Genomic DNA, 19,380 nt, shown 5'->3' with positions numbered 1-19,380 from the left:
GCATGTGTTAAGCACGCCGCCAGCGTTCATCCTGAGCCAGGATCAAACTCTCAAATTAAAGTTTAATCATTTTCAGAATTAACATTGGCTATTTAGAAGCTTATAATTTATGAATAAATCAAAACTTCAACAAGTTAATTTCCGTAGTCTGTGGTGTTACCCACATACTTTTACTGTTTTAAGGTTGTATCATTTCTGATACTGTTCTTTTATTAAAGATTTCTTACTATTCATTTTTGTTCTTATATAATAGGAACAAAATCATGATTTCTTAAATCCTTAAATGAAATTTTAAAGAAAATTTCAGGGTTGTTTCACTGTTCAGTTATCAAGGTTCTTATGCATCAGCGCTAACAAATATGTCTGTTTTTTTATGTCCTTTAGCGCGTCAGCAAAATGTATTATAGCACCATAATTTATCAATGTCAACACTTTTTTCTATAAAATCTGAATTTTTCTTTGCTTATTGATACTCTTTTATTTCAATAACTATATTTCTAATATAATGGTACCCTTCGTTACTTTAACCTCTCTATATTTTATTTTTTATAACGTTTATATCTATCTTCGTTTATACTTTAACAAGTAATAGTTTATTTGGAAATGATAAGCCTCTGAAAGAAATGTTATCTTGGTATTTTTAGCAGGTAATATTCAATATGGGAAAGAGAAGCATTTGATATAAGATATTATCTTCATTTCTCTTTTGCAAATCCTACGAACCAAAAAAGCTGTCAGGTTTTTATCTTATTCCCCTAACAGCTTTGTATTTTAACAAATGGTATGTTTTATACTATTTTTGAATTAGATGTACCGCATATCCCCCTATTTCTTCCTTCAAATATACAGCAGTTCTTTTATTCCCTTTATCATACTTGGAGGTTGCTTCGTCAAAGTGAAATCCGCGGCTTTCAAGATGGTATACCGCTCTTTCAAGATAGTTGGCCGCTATTGCTATATGACCATGATTACCAAGGTAAGGTACTTTCATGACTTCGATACCAAGGCCTGCAAAGATTGAGGCATTACCTGTGTTTTTTGCAAAGCCGAAAAGGTTTTCAAAGGTGGATGCTATGCCATCTGCTTCTGTTTCATTTTTTGCATTTATTCCAATATGCCGTAGTTCAAAGCCTAACATTTTCATTACAGCATCCTTGGTAAGTGCTTTTATTTTATCAAATTCACCGTTGTTTAACAGGGTCTCATTTACCATCCAACTGCCTCCGCAGGCAATGACTTTGGGGAAATCCAAATAGGACAGGATATTCTTTTCAGTTATGCCTCCGGTGGGCATGAACTTCATACTCACATAGGGTGCTGACATGGCTTTTATCATATTTAGCCCGCCGGCTGCTTCCGCGGGAAAGAATTTTACCACTTCCAGGCCTAATTCAATCGCCTGTTCAATATCACTGGGATTGGAACAGCCGGGAGTCACCGGGATTCCTTTCTCCATACAATATTTTACTACCTTTGGGTTAAGCCCGGGACTTACGATAAATCTGGCCCCGGCATTTACTGCCCTGTCAACCTGCCCGGTGGTTAGTACAGTACCTGCTCCGATTAACATATCAGGAAATTCAGAGGCTATAATACGTATGGCCTCCTCTGCCGCATTCGTACGAAAAGTAACCTCCGCACAGGGAAGTCCTCCTTCGATTAATGCCTGTGCTAATGGTTTGGCGTCTTCTAATTTGTCTATCTTTACTACCGGTACAATTCCAAGCTTTTGGATTTGTTCTAGTACTTCATGCATCTTTTGCAGCATCCTTTCTCTATAAACCTGTTATCCTTTTATTTTTTGCTATTTGCAAGGTTTATTATCTTTTGTTTTATTTTATAAATTTTATGATATTATGATATAAAGTATAAACTATCCTGTGCTTTATTTCTCCTATGATGCTGAACAATTTCTTGCTTTTTTTATACATTCCATATAAGTTGAATTAAGAAGTTAAAAATCTTAATGCAACTTATTTCACAGCTACAGCTGCCATACTTATGCCAGCAGAATCTGGCCCAGGTTTGTGACGAATTTAAGGAGCATATTGTTATTGTACAATACACTTAAAAAGGTATTGCTGTTTATCAATTCAAACATATCCTGTCCGACTTTAGTTCCTGCAAATGCTGTTAGGATAAGAAAGCCTATCCAGACAACCACAATTCCCTGTATGAGTCCCGTCAGCAGCCCTGCTGTTTTGTTAAGACCGTTTATAACAGGAAGCTTGCTGATGATGTCCAGCGCGAAACAGATTACACCAAGTGCAATGCTGATGATAATAAATACTATGATAAATACCCCAGAATTTATTATCATTCTGCTGATAGATTCACTGACATATTCTTTAAAACTCTTTACAGCCATTGTTTTGTATACTTCTTTGTTATTATTCTCTACCAAAGACTCTTTCATGGCTTTCGGCATGGGAAGCTTATTAATAAAACTAACTTCGTCCGTAACCTTATTTCCGCTATCCTTAAAATCTATTATTTTAGATATTTTCTTGGTGGTGTAGTCCATGAATTTTTCATTTTGCTGTACTTGTTTGTTTATAATCGGGCTTACCCATACCGTAAGCATAATGGCAATAATTGTTGAGAAGAGGGTAAATACTGTACGGATAAACCCTATTCTCCTTCCATTTATGGTAAACCCTATTAATATAGCCACTACTGCTATTAACAGCCAGTTTACAGGCTCTCCCGAAGCAAATGCTGTCATTTTAGTTTCACCTCATCAATGGTTTGATCATTAATCATTATGAATCTGTTTCTTCCAGGGGCAGGCAATATATTTGCTATCTCATTATCAAAATGGCAGCTCATTCTAACTTTTCCATTTAATTTATATATCAGCCAGTCACGGCTTGAGGTTAAAAGAAGTTCTTCACCGTTTAATGAGATGCTGCTATAGTCAAAATCCGTCTTTTTGTCAAATATAACTTTTCCTTTTAAATTATATATTACAATCTGATTATCGGTGCTGCTCTCATTATCTCTTAATACAAAGCCTATGTAATTCTCATTGTAGAAAACATTCTTTATCTGACTTTTCAGGGCATTCTTAAAAAGAAGCTCCGGAGTTTTATCAATGGAATATACTCTGAATTTATCATCTCCAAAAGCACAGACTGTGTTATTGTTTATAAATTCCACATCCGGGACCAGGGTTTGTCCAAAATTAGAGGCTCCTACAATATTATCAATATAGTTTTTTCCTAAATTATTAAAATTAAGAAAGGTGATTTTATCAGACATCTCCCCTTTAATAAAATTCACATAACTTGTTACTAGTTTAGTTCCATCTGCTGATATACTTATATCTAGCGGAAAACCATCATCCTTTTCTACCGTTCTTCTGTTTATTATGCGCTTGCCTTCTTTCGAATAATACCGAATATAATCTTCTCCTTCGCCGCTGAGTAATACGGCCGTAACACCCTGGGAAGCTATGACACTTTTAATTATTGGGTAATCTGTCTGAACGGAAGATTCCTCTCCCTTGGGTCCATATATCTGTAAGAGCTTACTGCCCCTGTCACTGACACAGACATAGTCTCCCTTAATGTCCATCTGTGGATCCTTCATCTGATAGGTGTCATTCCAGATTTGATTCCCGCTCTTGTCAACTGCCATTATTCCATCTCTGCTCATACGGATATATCCGCTGCCATAGGCATAATACCTTGCCGACCCTGTGTCTTTTTTCTGGTATGAATGAAGCACCTCATAACTTGTATATTTTTTATTATTTATCGTATAGTATATCCCACCAATTAATACAGCCGCAACTATCAGAGAAAGCAGCAGTAAAATAACGACCATCTTATGATGCTGGCGTTTTCTGATTTCGTAAATCCTAAGTTCCGGTTTTTCCAATATTACTGCCATAACTGCTTACCTTTCTACATTGCTATTTTTCCTTTGTTTGTATTATTATAACTTATTTCCGCAATAATAACATCTTTTTTTTCTATGAAAAATGGAAATAGAATAACACCCCATACCTTCCCAGCCCGCCGCAAGATTGGGCCGAGGATTTCGCAGGCTCAATCTTGCGTTTGAAAATTGTTTTTTATTTTCAAACTAACAGTCATACCTTCCCAACGCGTTTGAAAATTGCTTTTTAATTTTCAAACTAAGCCCCATGATTTTCCTTCATCATCCGTTTTTGGACAAGGTTACAGGAAAGCCATGGGGCTTTCTTCATTCACAATGCTCGGCAATAACTTTGCCTCCTTTAAGGTACTCGAAGCTTTTGGCCGGCTAAGATTTTATTTTCATCTTCTATATTATTCAGTTTCATTATTTCATCCATATAGGTATAGGTTTTATATAGCTTATAGCTGATACCTGCCAGTGAGTCTCCTGCTTTAACAGTATAATATTTTACTGCTGCGGAAGCAGGTGCCGTGGTCTTTTTGTTAACACCTTTGGATGTGGAACCCTCTTTTGGTGTGGAGTCTTCTTTGGTACCCTCTGTCTTACCCTTATCATTTTTATCCGGAGTTTCATTTGTCTTTGTGGCTTTATCCGGGGCTTTTGTCGGCTCCTTCTCTCCGGCTGATTCCGGTTCCTTTGTGGTCTGTGGTTCCGGTGTCACATTTCCGTCTACCTTATCCACTGTTACGGACTGTGAGTCTGTTGACTTGCCGTCATCTGTGGTCTTTCCGCCGTTTTTATCATCTCCGGTATCCTTATTTGTTTTATTGCTTCCATCTTCCTTTACGGCACCGTTCTCCTTACCTTTGTTATCCTTGGATGCCACCTGCTGGTCATCCTCTCCTGCTGCCAGATTAAGATTATTGGAGATGGTGCTTAAAGCTGATTCCATCTTCTTCATTTTATCGTAGCTGTCCAGCATGGTAGCTGCTATAACAAGGACAATAATAGCAAGAAGAGAGCTGGCGGCATAAAGAAGCCTTACTACATTCCGGTCCTCCTTTACCTCCTTTTTGTCCTGAATAACACTCCTTATCTTTTTCGTTGTCTGGTCATTATAAATAGCTTCTTCCCTTGTTATTGTATCTTCCTTATACTCTATCATGTAATTTTGCATTTCTTCATTTTTTTCATAATAGATGTAAAATCCCAGCTGTTTTATGAGCTGGTTATTTTCACAGAAATAAAAAGACTCTTCTCTTTCCATACTGTCCATCTTCAGTAAGACTTTATCGATACCTGAAAAGTTATCCATATGGACTTTTCTGATCTTGTCATTGCTTTCAAGGTAAAATCCCGGCCCTATCAACGCCCAGCCTACAATTTCCACGTCAGTAAAATACTTCTTTATATTTTCATAGACACTTGTCCAACCGTCATCTGTCAGTGTCATACCGGCACCAAAGTCGGTATTCCCCATTGCTACCGCTCCTTTGATGAAAACATTCCTGGCTTCTTCTGTTTTTACGCAGTAGCCTAAAAATACCGCAACCCTCAATTCTCCTGGGTCGGTATCCGCCAGCTGTTTTATGAAGGTCATTACATAGTCTTCCACATAAATGGTTCTTCCATGGTATAAGACATTTCCCACCTGTCTGATATTTTTAGGCATCTTTATGGTTACGGCATTACCGTTTGTCTGTCCTTTCTGGTATGTATTGTTGTCCATTATCAAATCCTCCTGACACTTGTTACTCTCATTTTTATTTTTTATGGTAGCACAGAAGAATTAATAATTATGTCAAAACAAACTCAGTAATTTATAAATATTACCTATTTTATTAGTATTATTTCTCTTATTTTTTCTCTTCTTTACGATTGTCCACCGAAACCTTACACATATTTGCAGTATTTGCAAGGGGGTTGTTGAAAATTAGTTTGTTAATTATTTCTAATTCCTGACTAAATAATATTTTAAAGGTAATACTTTTGTTAAGTAAGAATAAGGTATAGTGTACGAGTTAATAGGAGGTTCTGATGAACAAAGAATTGGATATAGAGAGGAAATTATATTATTTCAATACAAAGGAACGATATTCCGTTTATGATTTCAGCAGCAGACTGCAAAACATGATACAGACCAAGCCCAGTAAAAACCGCCCTCTGGTTTTTCTTTGTATCGGTTCTGACCGGGCAACCGGTGATTGTCTGGGACCGATTGTAGGATACAAGCTATCCAAAATGAAGCAATACAACATGGCACTCTATGGAACCCTGGAGCAGCCTGTTCATGCTAAGAATCTGGGCGAGACCATAAATTATATCCAGGTTCATCATCCGAATGCTTTTGTAATTGCTGTAGATGCCTCCTTGGGAAAATCCAGCCATATCGGCTACATCACTCTCGGTGAAGGACCTCTGCTCCCCGGTGCCGGTGTTGACAAGGATCTTCCTCCTGTCGGCGATATTTTTATTACCGGAATTGTTAATTTTTCGGGCATGCTTGACCATATGCTGCTGCAGACTACAAGACTTAATGTGGTCATGGCATTGGCCGATTATATTTGTACCGGTATTAATTATTGCTTTTATCAGCTTACAAAGGATTAGATTAAAAAATGCGTTGCATTTTTAATCTTTTTATTTAGGCAGTATAAGAAGCGAACTTACGATATGCATGGGGCGGGCCATACCTGCCCCTATTTCATAGCCCATATTGTCCATGTTATAATCATGTTCCTTCATAAATGACCAACTTTTCCATGAGCTTTTTAGTATCTCCAGTTGTATTTGGCGTAAAGACATTCTTTGTTCGGAAATCGCATCTGCCCGCTCTATGGATTGCAAGATAGCAAATATTGCTTTTCAAGGTAAATGCAATACAATTCAGCAGTTTTTCTGACCATGGAACGTGCACTATAAGATTCTGCCGGATAGTTGTCTTTCAGAAATAAAATGTAATTTTCTTTGTTATAGTAAGATAGACTACTTCATTAGACAGAGAGCTCACGTGGAGATGGTCTATTTTATGAATACACATGCTTGCATTAATTATATAAGAAAGCTACATAATCATCATACCCAGGTGATATTTGTTATCTGGGTTTCTTTCAATAATACACATTGTCCTAAGGCTTGTATGATATTGTGGGTATTGCTTGTATATTAGCTTTATTGTATGCTAACTTCAGTGATACCAATTCGGTTGTTTTTGAAGTAAAACAGTTCAGACTATCGCAACAACATCGTTATAAATAATAAATTATAGTTCATGTAAACTGAACTGGTGGTAAACTGAACTATATTCTTAGTTATATATACTTTAATTATAAAATATGTAAATTTCTATGAATATATAGTACTTTTTACCATTTTAATATTAAAGCGTTGTGCTATACTGGATATTGTAGCCATTATAAAACATATATTTCCAAGGAGGTCGCTTTATATGAAGAAATACTTAAAATTCCTATTCTCTTTTTTTGCTATTTGCTTTCTAATGTCGCTTTCAACAACCGCATCTGCAGCTGAAAAACAAACATCATTAATTGATGAAAATGCAACTTTACTTTATCAGGGCTATACAGAAGATGGGATAAAATATGAAGTATATGAGAATCCTGAATCTAAAACCCCTAATATGGTAACCCCTGATACAGTAATTACTCAATATGTTACTAGGTATATACGTTACTATTCCGCAACTATAACACCAACTCAGCAAGTTTTCTGGCAAGAAAATTTAGATTCATATACCGTCATGTCAGGATGGTTAACTTGGACTGGCGCATATCTTAGGAATTATATAGATAATTACACTGATGCTACATATACAGGTTATTTAACTGGAAATATTTAATATTTTTAAAAGTATAGAACCCAATAGTAATCTTGCTATTATTGACATTGGAATTGCAACATTACTAAAAAAAGAAATAACTGAATAAAATGCATTTTATATCCCTGTTTTATAGCAATCCACATCTGCAAGCAGATGACATGCTACAGGAGTTAGTATAAAAAATCGGTGTAACATAATGAAGAGAAAATCTCTCTGTTATGCTGCACCGATTTTTATTTATCTTAATGCTGTGATACTGTGGTTTCCGTCTGCTCTGTTCTGTAGCAGGTTATGGCTTCCGATATGGTAGCTATATTTTTTTCCTGCATAAGCTGAATGAGCGCATCCAGTTTTTCCTTTGTCAAAAATTCTTTTCCTATATATGCCTCATATTCGGAGGCTATTTCAAGGGAAAGATTTTTTATTGATTCCTGCACCTCTTTGATGTCGCTATAAGCTTTTGCATATTCTGTCTTAAGCCCTAGCAGCTCTTCCTGATGCTGCTGGTTAATTTCTTCCCTGATTACATTACGGGTAGAATTCTCAAAGGTACTTAAGGCCTCTTTCTTTCCGGCGTTTATTTTTACCAGCTCCTGCTCAAGCTCTTCCAATTCCCTGTCAAAGTCCTCTAAATCATAGGTGCTCTCGTCCTTATCCTTTAAGATGCCCTTTTTAATGTTTTTAATCGCCCTGCGTGTCAGCCTCATCTGCCTTCTTATTTTCTGTACCTGGGCAAAGGTATTCTGATGCCTGTTTTTGATGTTATTTTCAATCATCAGATAGATTCCGCCAAATACAAGTACTATAAGTGCATATAGTAAGAAAAGGTATAACAGCTTTTCCACCGGCAGCACCATAGTATAGATAAAATAAGGCAATGCCAGAAGCAATAAAGCCACTGTCAGTATGATTATCAGAAAATCCAACGGCTTGCCGGGAAAGAATAAGGCATAGAATAAACGGTTATGAAACGCCAACGGTATTTTATCGCTTTTGTACAAGTCCCGTATTTCAAGGTTGAACAAACGGTATTCTTCCTTGGTTCCTGCTGTTTCATTGTCGATTCTTTCGTTAACCTTTTCTGTTTTTGACTTCATTTTTCTGTTTTTGATTTTTTTTATCTGCTGTCTGGTAAGGTCAAGCTGTGCATCATAGGTCTTTTCAATTTCCTCTTTCCGCTGTCTTAGAGTGGTTCCGATTTCATCCGCAATATCCTTTTCCATCCCCTTGATGCTCTTTTCAAGCCTGGCCTCCTGTAGTTCAAGGCCTTCATTCTGGTTCTGGCAAGCAGTTAAATCCGCTAATTTCTGTTTGACAGCTTCCAGTTCTTTTATACCGCCGGATAATATATTGCCTTGCATCACTTTCACTCCCTTTGCATGGTTTCATTTATTTTTGATTTTACCCGATTACCCTACAAAGGTCAATCCTTTTAGACAAAATACACGGGGTGAAACCTTGAAAAATCCCCATGAATTTTTTAAATACTTTCCCATATTTTATAATTTGAATTTTCCAACTACTGACTCTAATTTTACAGCAAGTTCATCCATTGTCTTACTGGAATCTGCTATTTCCTCCAGAGATGCTGTCTGTTCTTCCATGGCTGCGGACAGCTCTTCGGTGGATGCGGAATCTTCCTCGGCAATTGCTGAGAGGCTTTCCATGGTTTCGATAATTCCCAACTTGACCTGCTCCATTTCAGCGCCGCTCTTATTCAGCTCTTCGACCGCATCATTTGCCTTTAAAATCGCTTTTGCTATTCCTTCAAAGCTCTTTTCGTTGTTATCCACGCTTTGTGTCTGGTCCTTTATGGCAGCTCCCATCTTTTCGATTGTCAGTACGGCACCTTTGGTATTTCTTTGCAGTTCCTCAACTATCCTATCAATTTCATTGGTGGAAGCGGAAGACTGCTCTGCCAGCTTTCGGATTTCCTCCGCTACTACTGCAAAACCTTTTCCGGCTTCTCCAGCCCTCGCTGCCTCAATTGCCGCATTCAGTGCAAGAAGATTAGTCTGTTCTGCAATTTGAGTTATGACTTCACTGGCCTGTCCGATAAGCTCGGCACTATGGTTGGTTTTTTCTATCACTTCTTTGATTTCTTCGGCAGCAGCATTATTTTCCGTAGTCTTAATCCGAAGGACCCGCACTGTCTCATTACCCTCTTCCAATAAAGTGATTACCTTCTTGGTTGCTTTGTCCAAGGTCTTAAAGCTGCTCTGGTTCTTCTCAATTGCATCACCCAGCTCCTGGGTCTTCACACTTCCCTCCTGGGTATGCTCTGCATGATTGGTAGCTGCTTTCGCAAGCTCTTCTATTGTAGTTGACATCTCCTGGGAGGACGCTGCCGATTCTTCTGACATAGCAGCCATTCTGCCTGCCGTGTCAGTCAACTGACCGGAAGCTCCTTTTAATTCCGTTACAATTCCGCGAAAGCTTTCCGTTATATTTTGAAGCGCTGCTGCAAGCATACCAATTTCATCTTTTCTCTTAAAAAACTTCTCATTCATATCAGTACTGGCGGAAATCTCAAGCTTTGCAATCTTTTCTGACTGCCTGACTATTTTTGTAATAGGCGCTGCAATACTGTTGCCCACCATAATGGTAATAACTATACCGATACTTAATGCTACGATAAAAACCACCGCTATTACTGCAATAAGACCGTTAACCCTGGACAATGCTTCATTCTTATCCGCTGTCACTACATAATACCAGCTTGTATTAGGTATCGGAGCATAGCTGGAATATAATTGCTGCCCTTTATATGTATATTCATAGGAGCCCTGCTTTTCCTTTAATATCCTCTGAAACAGGTTTGCGACGGAAGTCAGGCTTTTATCGCTTTCTACCTGTTTGATAGGGTTAAACATATTGGAAACGAGTTTTTTATCCCGGTGTGCTATTGTCGTTCCTTCCCCGTTTATAATATATCCATACCCATTCTTCCCGTATCCCATGTCACTGATCATATTACTGAGCCTGTTAGCATCACTTCTTGCCAATACAAGCCCTTCCAGAACATTATCCCTGTATACGGGTGCGGCTATCATAATAACCGGTTCCTTGGTAACCTTACTGATTATTACATCGGAAACTACTGTTTTTCCTTTCAATGCTTCTTTGATATATTCTCTGTCCGAAAGATCTGCCTGGGAGTCATCCGTATATTGTGCGATTCCGCTCTTACTTACTATTCCCAGTTCAAGAAAGTCTGTTTTTTTCAGGTATTCCAGCAATACAGGCTTTTGTAAAAGGAATGACATGCTTTGTACATAGGTCTGGCTGGCAATATCTTCTACTATAAGCTTCTCATTCTCCATCCTGCTCTCAACAAGTTTGGCATCATCATCTACCAAAGTACTTATCCCCTGCTTAACCTGTCCGCGTAAATTCGCTCTGGCAGTCTGGATCGATATCAGTGCCAGGCTTCCTGCCACCAGTATCAGGATGGCTAGATAGTTTACCAATAGCTTTGTCTTAATAGTTTTCATGTAGTTATCCCCTCCTCAAAACGTCTTTTCTACAAAAAGCATTGCTTTTCTACATTTTAACAGTTCATTACATGAAATACCATGTTAATCCTGCTTAATTTCCGTATAAATCCTGCTTTTTTATCCTTTTCAACTGAACATTGGGATGGAATTTTTAAACATAATTGGTTACCTATTTTTTGATATTATTAATAATTTTTCTAATCTCTTAAGTATTTTTCACTTATTCTTAATAGTTTATCCAAATTTAAGACACATTTATCCTTTATGATATATACAGAAGTCAAGGGAATCCCTCTCCCTTGTTCATATAGATAATGCTTTTTCATTAAGCCACAGTTTACTGTCCTTCCCCTCAAGCAGCAAACCTGTGGCTTTCCCCCTTTTTATGGGACATTCATTTATTTTTTATTTCGGTTCCTTTATCAGTTCCAAATATCCTGGCAGTCTGTTATGTCAGGTTTTTTTTGCAGCGGGCAGAAGGCTTATACATATCTTAAGAAGTTTATCCGCATATTAGTAAAAACCATAGAACTTTACATGGAATCGTGGTAAGATATTGATACAGATTTCTTCACAAGGAGATAAATTTCATGAAAAATAAGATTGTTAGTGCTCTTCTGATAGCAATTGTTTTTACCCTGGCTGTCATTCCATCCTCACAAGTCCAGGCAAAAGTACAGGATTTCTCTGATGTCAATATAGAGTTAACTCTTCCTGATGACACCATTGTGCTGACAAAGAATACCCCTGATACGGACAAGGGCTGGGTAAGTGCAGGTATTGCAGACATTAAAAGCGAAAAAGATAACATGAGTAAAATGGGGGTAAAGGCAGTTTTCTATGATCCTAAAACAAAATCTTTAATCAGGTTCCTCCAGAAACAGTCAAGCCAGACAAGCAAAATATTTAACCTGTCTTTGCTTTCGGAGAAAGAAAAGACGGATTTTTTTAACAGCCTTTTGGCTACAAAAGATGAAAATACAAAGACAGCAATTGAAGAATATCCGCAAAAGGAAGCTGTTTTTTTCCGTTATAGCCTTGAAGTGAATAAAGATAACAGCAATATGACGGAGTTAGTCTATGGAACAATCGTAAACGGATATACCTTTTCATTTGATATCTACCAGAGTACGAAATCCGCTCCCATTGACGAGACTTTTATGAAAACGCTGGTTGACGGCACTCATTTCACAAAATTTCTTGATAAAGCGGAAGTAGAAAAAGAAGTTAAAAATAGTATTATCCGTGCCTTGGTGGAATTTGCCGTATTTATCGTTCTGATTGTCATATGGATCATATACCGGAAAAGGAAGAATAAAAAGCAAAAGCTGCTAAAGGATGTAAAGGGAGCGGCTCTTTCCAAATTCTATGCTGCTAAAAAGGAAAGAGAAGAACAAAACATGAAAGAAGAAATTCTTTTTACCAACCGTACCAAATATACAGAACAGATTATTAAAGATTTTTGCTACTACAACCGGTTTTTAAAGAGAATCGTTACCTGGGCTATCATGGCGGTGCTCTCCCTGGTCGTTCTGGTACTGTTATCCCAGTCAAAAGTCGGATTTTTAGGCTGTATAATAGCAATCATCCTTATTTTTATCTTTGTATATTATCAGGGCGTCAGTGTTGAGAAAGTAGTTGAACGTACAGTGAAATCCTATGATAAAAGCAAGGGAATGGAGGCTGTATATACCTTTTATGAGGACTATTTCACCATATCCGGCATACAGTATATCTCTGCTTTCCCCTATCTGCAGATTACTGAAATGAAGCAATATAAGGACCTGATCTATATTTATCTCGGACCGGATAAAGCCTTCTATCTGAAAAAGGACGGCTTTGACAAGGGTTCAGAGGACTTTATAAAATTTATGGATACTGCTATAAAAGCAAATTAACCGGAAGGGAGTCTTGAGGCTCCCTTTTTTATTACTGATTCCATGCAGGAAGCTGTTCTGAAAGACACTCACTCCTATGAACAGATACCAGATATTGAAGCCAAAAATTCATTGCATTTTTCAAACCATACCTGCCATATTGTGGTATAATAAAAGGAACATTATTTAAGAGAAAGAAATTTTTATTAATCGAGGTTATCCTATGACAACAGCCAATAAATTACTATCACTGTTACTAGCCATTATTCTGCTGTTTACTGCTTTTCCTGGTAAAATCTATGCAGGTAATCTCAGTACGACAGCCAGGGACTGGTATTATACGAAAAGCCAAAACCGTAAAACCCCCGCTGTTTCTGATGAAGTCAAGGATTTGCTGAAGAAATACGATGCTTACTATGTTGGCAATACCAAAAAGAAGATAATATACCTGACCTTTGATCTTGGATATGAAAACGGATATACTGCTGATATTCTTGATGTGCTGAAGAAGCATGATATTAAAGCCTCTTTCTTTGTCTGTAAGGCATTTATCGACCAGAACCCAAAAGGCCTTAAGCGGATGATTAAGGAAGGGCATGTTGTAGGAAATCATACTGTTAACCATATTTCCTTCTATAAGCTGTCGGACAGTAAATTGAAAAGTGAACTAAACGGTGTGGAACAGGCTTATGAAAAGGTCATGGGAGAAAAGATGACTAAAATTGTACGGCCTCCTTCCGGCAGTTACAGTGAGAAATCCCTGGCAGCCCTCCAGAAGCTGGGATATAAGACCTTCTTTTGGAGCATTGCCCTGCCAAATGACTGGAACCTCTCCAATCAGCCTACCAGGGAAGCCACCCTGCAGCTATTTAAAGTACAGCGCCATAAAGGAGCCATTGTATTGCTTCATGGTGTATCTCCCGCGGTAGCCGGTAATCTGGATACCATGCTGTCCCAGCTGGAGGATGCCGGGTACCAGTTCGGACTTGTTACGGACATACCCGCAGCAGCTGATACTACTAAATCTGATACCACAGTATCTAAACCATAACATCTGACACCACAGCCTCTGTGCCCTTTCTGCTTATATTCTTTCTTCATAAAAGTGTCATGGTTTACTGCCTCTGCATACCATGACACTTTTATACCTTGTCGACTTCCATTCTGATATCTGATAAAATAGGTTTCATAAAAATCACATGAAGGATGGAGAAGGATGCAGAAAAAACAAATACTTGTTATTGATGATGACACCGATTTGTCCTATATTATCAGTGATATGCTGGAGGACTACGGATACAGCGTTACCTGTGCGGAGGATAGTGATACCGCCTTTTCCCTGCTTACAGACCACACCTATCATATCATTCTTATGGATATCAATCTGCCTGGAATGTCAGGCTTCGAGATATTAAGAGAGCTTCGGAAAGTGTCAAAGGTTCCGGTTCTCTTTGCCAGTGCCAGGACCAATGAAAGTGACCGGATTACCGGTTTTGACATGGGAGGGGATGACTATCTCCCAAAGCCCTATTCCTTAAAAGAGCTTTTAGTCCGGGTAAATGCCCTTATCCGGCGTACCTATGACTATAAAGAAGAAGAAAAAGTCTTGCAGTTCGGAACTGTTAAGGTCCATACTGCTGCCAGGCAGGTTAAGAAAAAGGAGGAAATCATATCCCTTTCCCTTAAGGAATTTGACCTCCTTGCTTTTCTACTAGAAAATAAGAACACCTCCCTGTCCAAGGAACGGCTGCTGTCAGAGGTATGGGGCGCTTTTACGGAGGTAGAACCCTCGACCTTAACAGTACATATCAGATGGCTCAGAGAAAAGCTGGAGGATGACCCGAAAAACCCTCAGTTTATCAAAACCGTCTGGGGATACGGCTATATGCTCCAAACACGTTGAAAGGAAAGATAGCATGAAAGGAAGATTATTGGCTGTCACCGCCTGCTTTGCAGGTGTTATACTCGTAATTTCTCTGCTGCTTGCATATACGATGAAAAAAGAATACGGCGTGGATAAAAAAGCAGAGAATATTGTTGCATTGAATGAAATCTCACAGTTGTCTCAAATGGCCGTCTCAAATAAGGATACCTCTTCCCAGAAGCTGCTTCAGGAAAAAATCGCTGCCCTGGACAGGGAACTCCGCCTGGAAACCTCCCCTGATAAAAACAGCCTTTATCAAACAATTCTAATTATCGGAGCAGGTGCCATCCTGTACCTGTTACTGATATTCCTTTATATTTACTTTTCCATTCTTCGCCCCTTTGATAAATTAAAGGGCTATGCCGAGAATATTTCCAGCGGTAACTTTGATGTTTCTCTTGATTATGAGCGTTCCAATTATTTTGGTGCCTTTACCTGGGCCTTTGACCAAATGCGCAGGGAAATTACCAGAGCCAGGGTCTGTGAGCAGGAAGCAATCGATAACAATAAAACCGTTATTGCAACTCTCTCCCATGATATCAAGACTCCTATTGCCTCCATCCGGGCCTATGCGGAGGGACTTGAAGCCAACATGGATACTACAGCCGAAAAACGTGTCCGGTACTTAAGTGTAATTATGAAAAAATGCGATGAGGTCACAAAGCTTACCAACGATTTATTTCTTCATTCCATCTCAGATCTGGTCAAGCTTAAGGTCGTTACGGAGAAGGCAGAGCTGGGCAGCTATCTTTCCGCTGTCCTGGATGAAATAAATGCAGGGCAGGGAGACGTGTTCTTTCCTATGCCATCCTTTGAGGTGTATGTGAACATTGACAAAAACAGATTCCTCCAACTGACAGAGAACCTGATCAATAACGCCAGGAAATATGCAAAAACAAAAATTGAAGTCACTTTGAAAAAAGAGGCTCACAACGTATCTGTCAGCTTCCGGGATTACGGAAGCGGCGTTGCCGGTGAAGATATTCCCTTCCTTTTTGAGAAGTTCTACCGGGGAAAAAATTGCGGAAAGGAACAGGGTTCAGGACTTGGCCTTTATATTGTCCGTTATATTGCAGAGCAGATGAAAGGAGAAGCAAGGCTAATCAACCACCGGGACGGATTGGAAGTGGTGGTAAGCCTGCCTCTTCTCTCTTAAATCCTTTAAGGATTTCTTAATAACTCCTCTGATAAAATGCTTTCATAACGAAAAGAAAGGACTTGAAGGTATGAAGGATAGTATTCTGTCTGCCAGGGGCCTGTGCAAAAGCTATGCCCACAACGGCGGACAAAACCACATATTAAACCATATTGACCTGGATATCTACCGGGGAGACTTTACTATAGTAATGGGAGCTTCCGGCTCCGGTAAATCGACCCTTTTGTACACAATGAGCGGTATGGACTCTGCTACGGCAGGAAAGGTAATTTATCAGGGAAACACCATAACAGACTTTAAGGAAGATAAGCTTGCCAAATTACGACGGGGGGATTTCGGGTTCGTATTCCAGCAGATGCATCTGGTTGGTAACTTAAGCTTATTCGAAAACGTCGCTGTGACCGGCTATCTGAATAAATCCCTCACTGCCTCAGAAGTTGATAAAAGAGCCAATGGACTCCTGGAAGAAATGGGCCTTTCCGGCATGTCAAAGCGGCTGCCCTCCCAGGTCTCAGGAGGAGAACAGCAAAGAGCTGCCATTGCAAGGGCCGTTATAAATAAACCCTGCCTTTTATTTGCCGATGAACCTACCGGTGCTCTTAACCGCAAAAATACCGTTGAGGTTCTGAATCTGCTGACCGGCCTTAACAGAGAGGGCCAAAGCATTCTTATGGTGACTCATGATATAAGGGCAGCCCTTAGAGCCACCCGATTATTGTATCTGGAGGATGGCAGGATTATTGGCGAGCTTACTCTTCCCCCCTATGAGCCCGAAGAAGAGAAAGCCCGTGAAACACAGGTGGATGTCTGGCTTTCCTCCATGGAATGGTGAGGCGGCCTATGGAAATCTTAACATTGTTAAAGGCAAATATCCGGTACAAAAAAGGAGCCTTAATCAGCGTTGCAGTTCTGATGCTTATTGTGACAGCAAGCCTTACGGCCGTTATTAGCGCCAATGATAACTTCGGCAGAAATTTAAGAGATGCCCAAAAGGAAGTTGATGCCGGTGACCTTATGCTTATGATTGAAGATAAATATACCACCAAGGAACTCCTTGATAAAATTAAAAATGACCCTGATGTAGGGCGGGTACGGGATGTGGAAGCTCTTACTTCCGTAGATTCAGCAATAAACGGAAAGGAGGTAACAAACCATATAATCTGTATACCCTTTCAGGAAAAGGAGCGGCAATTTTTCCTGTTCAATGGAAAGGGAAGCGAATTTGTTACCAAAATAGAAGCTCTCGGGCAGGGAGAAATATATGTTCCCTCCAGTTTTCAGCAATTATACGACTGTAAGACCGGCAGTACCGTTACATTAAAAACAAATCATGGGGATATGGAATTTCGCATTAAGGGGTTTATTGAAGAGCCTTTCCTGGGCGGTTATTTTATTGGAATGAAGCAGGTCTTCCTCTCAGGAACTGATTATAATAAGATGCTTGCCGGGAATGCAGATACGGTATCCGATACGGAGCCCAGGCTCACAAAGGACCATATGCTGCACATTTACCGGAAGGATGGCAGTTCTTTATCCCTCGGAGAATTCAAGAGGCAATTAAGTAAAAGCACCGGTATCTCCGATTATGGTACCACTCTTTCAAAAGAGGAGGCTATTGGGTATACTCTTATTTTCAATAACATAGGAGGGGGAATTCTCTATGTTTTCATCCTGCTTCTGTTCTTTATTGTATTAATTGTGATGGGACACAGTATCAGTACCAGTATCGAAATGGATTACGTCAATCTGGGCGTTTTAAAGTCCCAGGGCTTCACCAGCAAAAAGCTGCGGCTTTTGTTCCTGCTCCAATACCTGTTAGCAGAGGGCCTTGGTGCGGCAGCCGGCATATTCGTTTCCATCCCCTTTGTCAGGCTTCTTGGAAGAATCTTTCAACCCATTACCGGCATCCTTGCAACTGCAGAGCTTTCCCTTTTCAAATGCCTGCTTTTAATAGCCGGAATACTTTTAATTGAGGTCCTGTTCCTTCTGGTAAAAACCATACGGATCGGAAGGATATCACCGGTAAGGGCGATATCCGGCGGCCTGGCCAGCATCTACTTTGACAGCAGGTTAAGGTATCCGCTTGGAAAGCGGGCATTGACTTTACGAATTGCTCTCAGGCAGTTTACCTCTAATAAAAGGCAATATGCCGGTACCATTGCCATCGTTTCCATCCTTGCTTATTTTATGATATCCATGACCATACTTGCCAACTGCATGCTGCCGGAAACCGTACAGGAGAGCCTGGGAGGTATCGTTACTGATATAAATTTATCCTTAAACAATTCCTTTCAGATGGATAAAACAAAGGAAATCGAAACGGAAATTGAAAAGCTTTCCCCCATTAAGGAATTACTTTATGCGGATTACAAGTACATTGCCATAGACGGCAACGAATATAACTGTGTAATATACAATGACCCGGAGCAGTTTAAGAGTATTCTAAAGGGAAGAGCTCCCCTTTATCAGAATGAGATTATTATTACGAAAATACTGTCCGATGAAATCGGAAAGAACATCGGTGTTACCGTAACCTTATCCTACCACGGAAAAAAGGGAGAATACCTGATATCCGGGCTGTACCAATCCATGCGGGATGTGGGAAAATGCTTCTCCATGAGCCTTGCCGCAGAGCAGCAGCTAACAGACGAGCAGCCAAGTGACGGCTTTGTTAAGCTTGTAAAGAAAGAAAAAACAGCGGATGTGGTCTCCATGCTGAATGAAAAATTCCCTGCTCTTTTAAAAGCCAGGGCATCCGAGGAGGATAAAGGAATCGATAATATGATACAGCTTGCTTTAAATATGATTGCAATTACGATTTATACCGTATCCATCCTGGTTATCCTTGTTGTTGTAAATATGGTCTGCGGTAAGGTCTTCCTGAAGGAAAAGAAGGATATCGGAATTTACAAGGCTTTAGGCTTTACCACCAGAAGGCTGCGTCTGCAATTCTCCCTTCGGTTTCTCCTTGTTTCCGCCCTGGGAAGTGCCGCCGGTGTCTTACTATGTATACTGCTTAATAACCGGATGCTGAGTCTGCTTCTGCGTACTGTGGGTATCACGAATTTCATAACGGAATACAGTGCTTTCACCCTTCTGGTACCAATTGCATTAATCTGTTCCTGCTTCTTTCTCTTCTCCTACTTCACTTCAAAAAAGGTAAAAAATGTGGAGATAAGAGAACTTATAACAGAATAACC

Annotated in this window: 14 protein-coding genes; 8 read left to right on the top strand and 6 right to left on the bottom strand. The window is 39.4% G+C overall.

What is annotated here, in order from left to right:
• Positions 1 to 793: 793 nt before the first annotated feature.
• The 4 genes from BUB77_RS20695 to BUB77_RS20680 form a co-directional block, all read right to left on the bottom strand.
• Positions 794 to 1,756 (bottom strand): bifunctional 4-hydroxy-2-oxoglutarate aldolase/2-dehydro-3-deoxy-phosphogluconate aldolase, encoded by a 963-nt coding sequence (locus tag BUB77_RS20695; RefSeq protein WP_073278800.1) that lies wholly within the window; start codon positions 1,754 to 1,756, stop codon positions 794 to 796.
• 243 nt (positions 1,757 to 1,999) lie between these two features.
• A complete protein-coding gene (locus BUB77_RS20690) occupies positions 2,000 to 2,725 on the bottom strand; it encodes a CvpA family protein (RefSeq protein WP_073278786.1) in 726 nt (241 codons plus the stop codon).
• On the bottom strand, positions 2,722 to 3,894 hold the full coding sequence (locus tag BUB77_RS20685) for a DUF5711 family protein (protein WP_073278784.1): 1,173 nt from the start codon (positions 3,892 to 3,894) through the stop codon (positions 2,722 to 2,724). The genes BUB77_RS20690 and BUB77_RS20685 overlap by 4 nt, the downstream gene beginning before the upstream one ends.
• Before the next feature lie 349 nt (positions 3,895 to 4,243).
• Complete coding sequence (locus BUB77_RS20680; protein WP_073278782.1) at positions 4,244 to 5,614, bottom strand: LysM peptidoglycan-binding domain-containing protein; 1,371 nt, start codon at positions 5,612 to 5,614, stop codon at positions 4,244 to 4,246.
• 308 nt (positions 5,615 to 5,922) lie between these two features.
• On the opposite strand from BUB77_RS20680, the gene yyaC reads away from it, so the two are divergent.
• Complete coding sequence (gene yyaC / locus BUB77_RS20675; protein ID WP_073278781.1) at positions 5,923 to 6,495, top strand: spore protease YyaC; 573 nt, start codon at positions 5,923 to 5,925, stop codon at positions 6,493 to 6,495.
• An 838-nt stretch (positions 6,496 to 7,333) separates the two neighbouring features.
• A complete protein-coding gene (locus tag BUB77_RS20670; protein ID WP_073278779.1) occupies positions 7,334 to 7,744 on the top strand; it encodes a hypothetical protein in 411 nt (136 codons plus the stop codon).
• Between the two features lie 224 nt (positions 7,745 to 7,968).
• Here the strand turns inward: BUB77_RS20670 and BUB77_RS20665 are convergent, their stop codons facing one another.
• Together BUB77_RS20665 and BUB77_RS20660 are read right to left on the bottom strand one after the other, a co-directional pair.
• Positions 7,969 to 9,087 carry a hypothetical protein gene (locus BUB77_RS20665; RefSeq protein WP_073278777.1) on the bottom strand — a complete coding sequence of 373 codons (1,119 nt, stop codon included), beginning with the start codon at positions 9,085 to 9,087 and terminating at the stop codon, positions 7,969 to 7,971.
• 138 nt (positions 9,088 to 9,225) lie between these two features.
• Complete coding sequence (locus tag BUB77_RS20660) at positions 9,226 to 11,220, bottom strand: methyl-accepting chemotaxis protein (protein WP_073278776.1); 1,995 nt, start codon at positions 11,218 to 11,220, stop codon at positions 9,226 to 9,228.
• Positions 11,221 to 11,813: 593 nt separating this feature from the next.
• On the opposite strand from BUB77_RS20660, the gene BUB77_RS20655 reads away from it, so the two are divergent.
• From BUB77_RS20655 to BUB77_RS20630, 6 genes are all read left to right on the top strand, one after another.
• Complete coding sequence (locus BUB77_RS20655) at positions 11,814 to 13,121, top strand: YcxB family protein (protein ID WP_073278775.1); 1,308 nt, start codon at positions 11,814 to 11,816, stop codon at positions 13,119 to 13,121.
• A 202-nt stretch (positions 13,122 to 13,323) separates the two neighbouring features.
• A complete protein-coding gene (locus tag BUB77_RS20650) occupies positions 13,324 to 14,151 on the top strand; it encodes a polysaccharide deacetylase family protein (protein ID WP_073278773.1) in 828 nt (275 codons plus the stop codon).
• A gap of 165 nt (positions 14,152 to 14,316) precedes the next feature.
• The gene (locus BUB77_RS20645; RefSeq protein ID WP_073278772.1) at positions 14,317 to 15,003 is read left to right on the top strand and encodes a response regulator transcription factor; all 687 of its coding nucleotides are present in this window, start codon (positions 14,317 to 14,319) and stop codon (positions 15,001 to 15,003) included.
• A 13-nt stretch (positions 15,004 to 15,016) separates the two neighbouring features.
• Positions 15,017 to 16,180, top strand: coding sequence for a HAMP domain-containing sensor histidine kinase (locus BUB77_RS20640; protein WP_073278770.1), 1,164 nt, complete (start codon positions 15,017 to 15,019; stop codon positions 16,178 to 16,180).
• A 70-nt stretch (positions 16,181 to 16,250) separates the two neighbouring features.
• Entirely contained in the window at positions 16,251 to 17,012 is a 762-nt protein-coding gene (locus BUB77_RS20635) for an ABC transporter ATP-binding protein (protein WP_073278768.1), read from the top strand.
• An 8-nt stretch (positions 17,013 to 17,020) separates the two neighbouring features.
• Complete coding sequence (locus BUB77_RS20630; protein WP_073278767.1) at positions 17,021 to 19,378, top strand: FtsX-like permease family protein; 2,358 nt, start codon at positions 17,021 to 17,023, stop codon at positions 19,376 to 19,378.
• The last annotated feature ends 2 nt before the right edge of the window (positions 19,379 to 19,380 follow it).

This window comes from Anaerocolumna jejuensis DSM 15929 (assembly GCF_900142215.1).
GTDB classification, from domain to species: Bacteria; Bacillota; Clostridia; order Lachnospirales; family Lachnospiraceae; genus Anaerocolumna; species Anaerocolumna jejuensis.
Note: the sequence above shows the minus strand (reverse complement) of the source record. Positions and strands in the feature narration are given on the sequence as shown.

Excerpts from the sequence above, each read along its gene's own strand:
- BUB77_RS20695 (WP_073278800.1), bottom strand. The coding sequence starts at position 1,756 with ATGCATGAAGTACTAGAACAAATCCAAAAGCTTGGAATTGTACCGGTA.
- BUB77_RS20690 (WP_073278786.1), bottom strand. The coding sequence starts at position 2,725 with ATGACAGCATTTGCTTCGGGAGAGCCTGTAAACTGGCTGTTAATAGCA.
- BUB77_RS20685 (WP_073278784.1), bottom strand. The coding sequence starts at position 3,894 with ATGGCAGTAATATTGGAAAAACCGGAACTTAGGATTTACGAAATCAGA.
- BUB77_RS20680 (WP_073278782.1), bottom strand. The coding sequence starts at position 5,614 with ATGGACAACAATACATACCAGAAAGGACAGACAAACGGTAATGCCGTA.
- yyaC (WP_073278781.1), top strand. The coding sequence starts at position 5,923 with ATGAACAAAGAATTGGATATAGAGAGGAAATTATATTATTTCAATACA.
- BUB77_RS20670 (WP_073278779.1), top strand. The coding sequence starts at position 7,334 with ATGAAGAAATACTTAAAATTCCTATTCTCTTTTTTTGCTATTTGCTTT.
- BUB77_RS20665 (WP_073278777.1), bottom strand. The coding sequence starts at position 9,087 with ATGCAAGGCAATATATTATCCGGCGGTATAAAAGAACTGGAAGCTGTC.
- BUB77_RS20660 (WP_073278776.1), bottom strand. The coding sequence starts at position 11,220 with ATGAAAACTATTAAGACAAAGCTATTGGTAAACTATCTAGCCATCCTG.
- BUB77_RS20655 (WP_073278775.1), top strand. The coding sequence starts at position 11,814 with ATGAAAAATAAGATTGTTAGTGCTCTTCTGATAGCAATTGTTTTTACC.
- BUB77_RS20650 (WP_073278773.1), top strand. The coding sequence starts at position 13,324 with ATGACAACAGCCAATAAATTACTATCACTGTTACTAGCCATTATTCTG.
- BUB77_RS20645 (WP_073278772.1), top strand. The coding sequence starts at position 14,317 with ATGCAGAAAAAACAAATACTTGTTATTGATGATGACACCGATTTGTCC.
- BUB77_RS20640 (WP_073278770.1), top strand. The coding sequence starts at position 15,017 with ATGAAAGGAAGATTATTGGCTGTCACCGCCTGCTTTGCAGGTGTTATA.
- BUB77_RS20635 (WP_073278768.1), top strand. The coding sequence starts at position 16,251 with ATGAAGGATAGTATTCTGTCTGCCAGGGGCCTGTGCAAAAGCTATGCC.
- BUB77_RS20630 (WP_073278767.1), top strand. The coding sequence starts at position 17,021 with ATGGAAATCTTAACATTGTTAAAGGCAAATATCCGGTACAAAAAAGGA.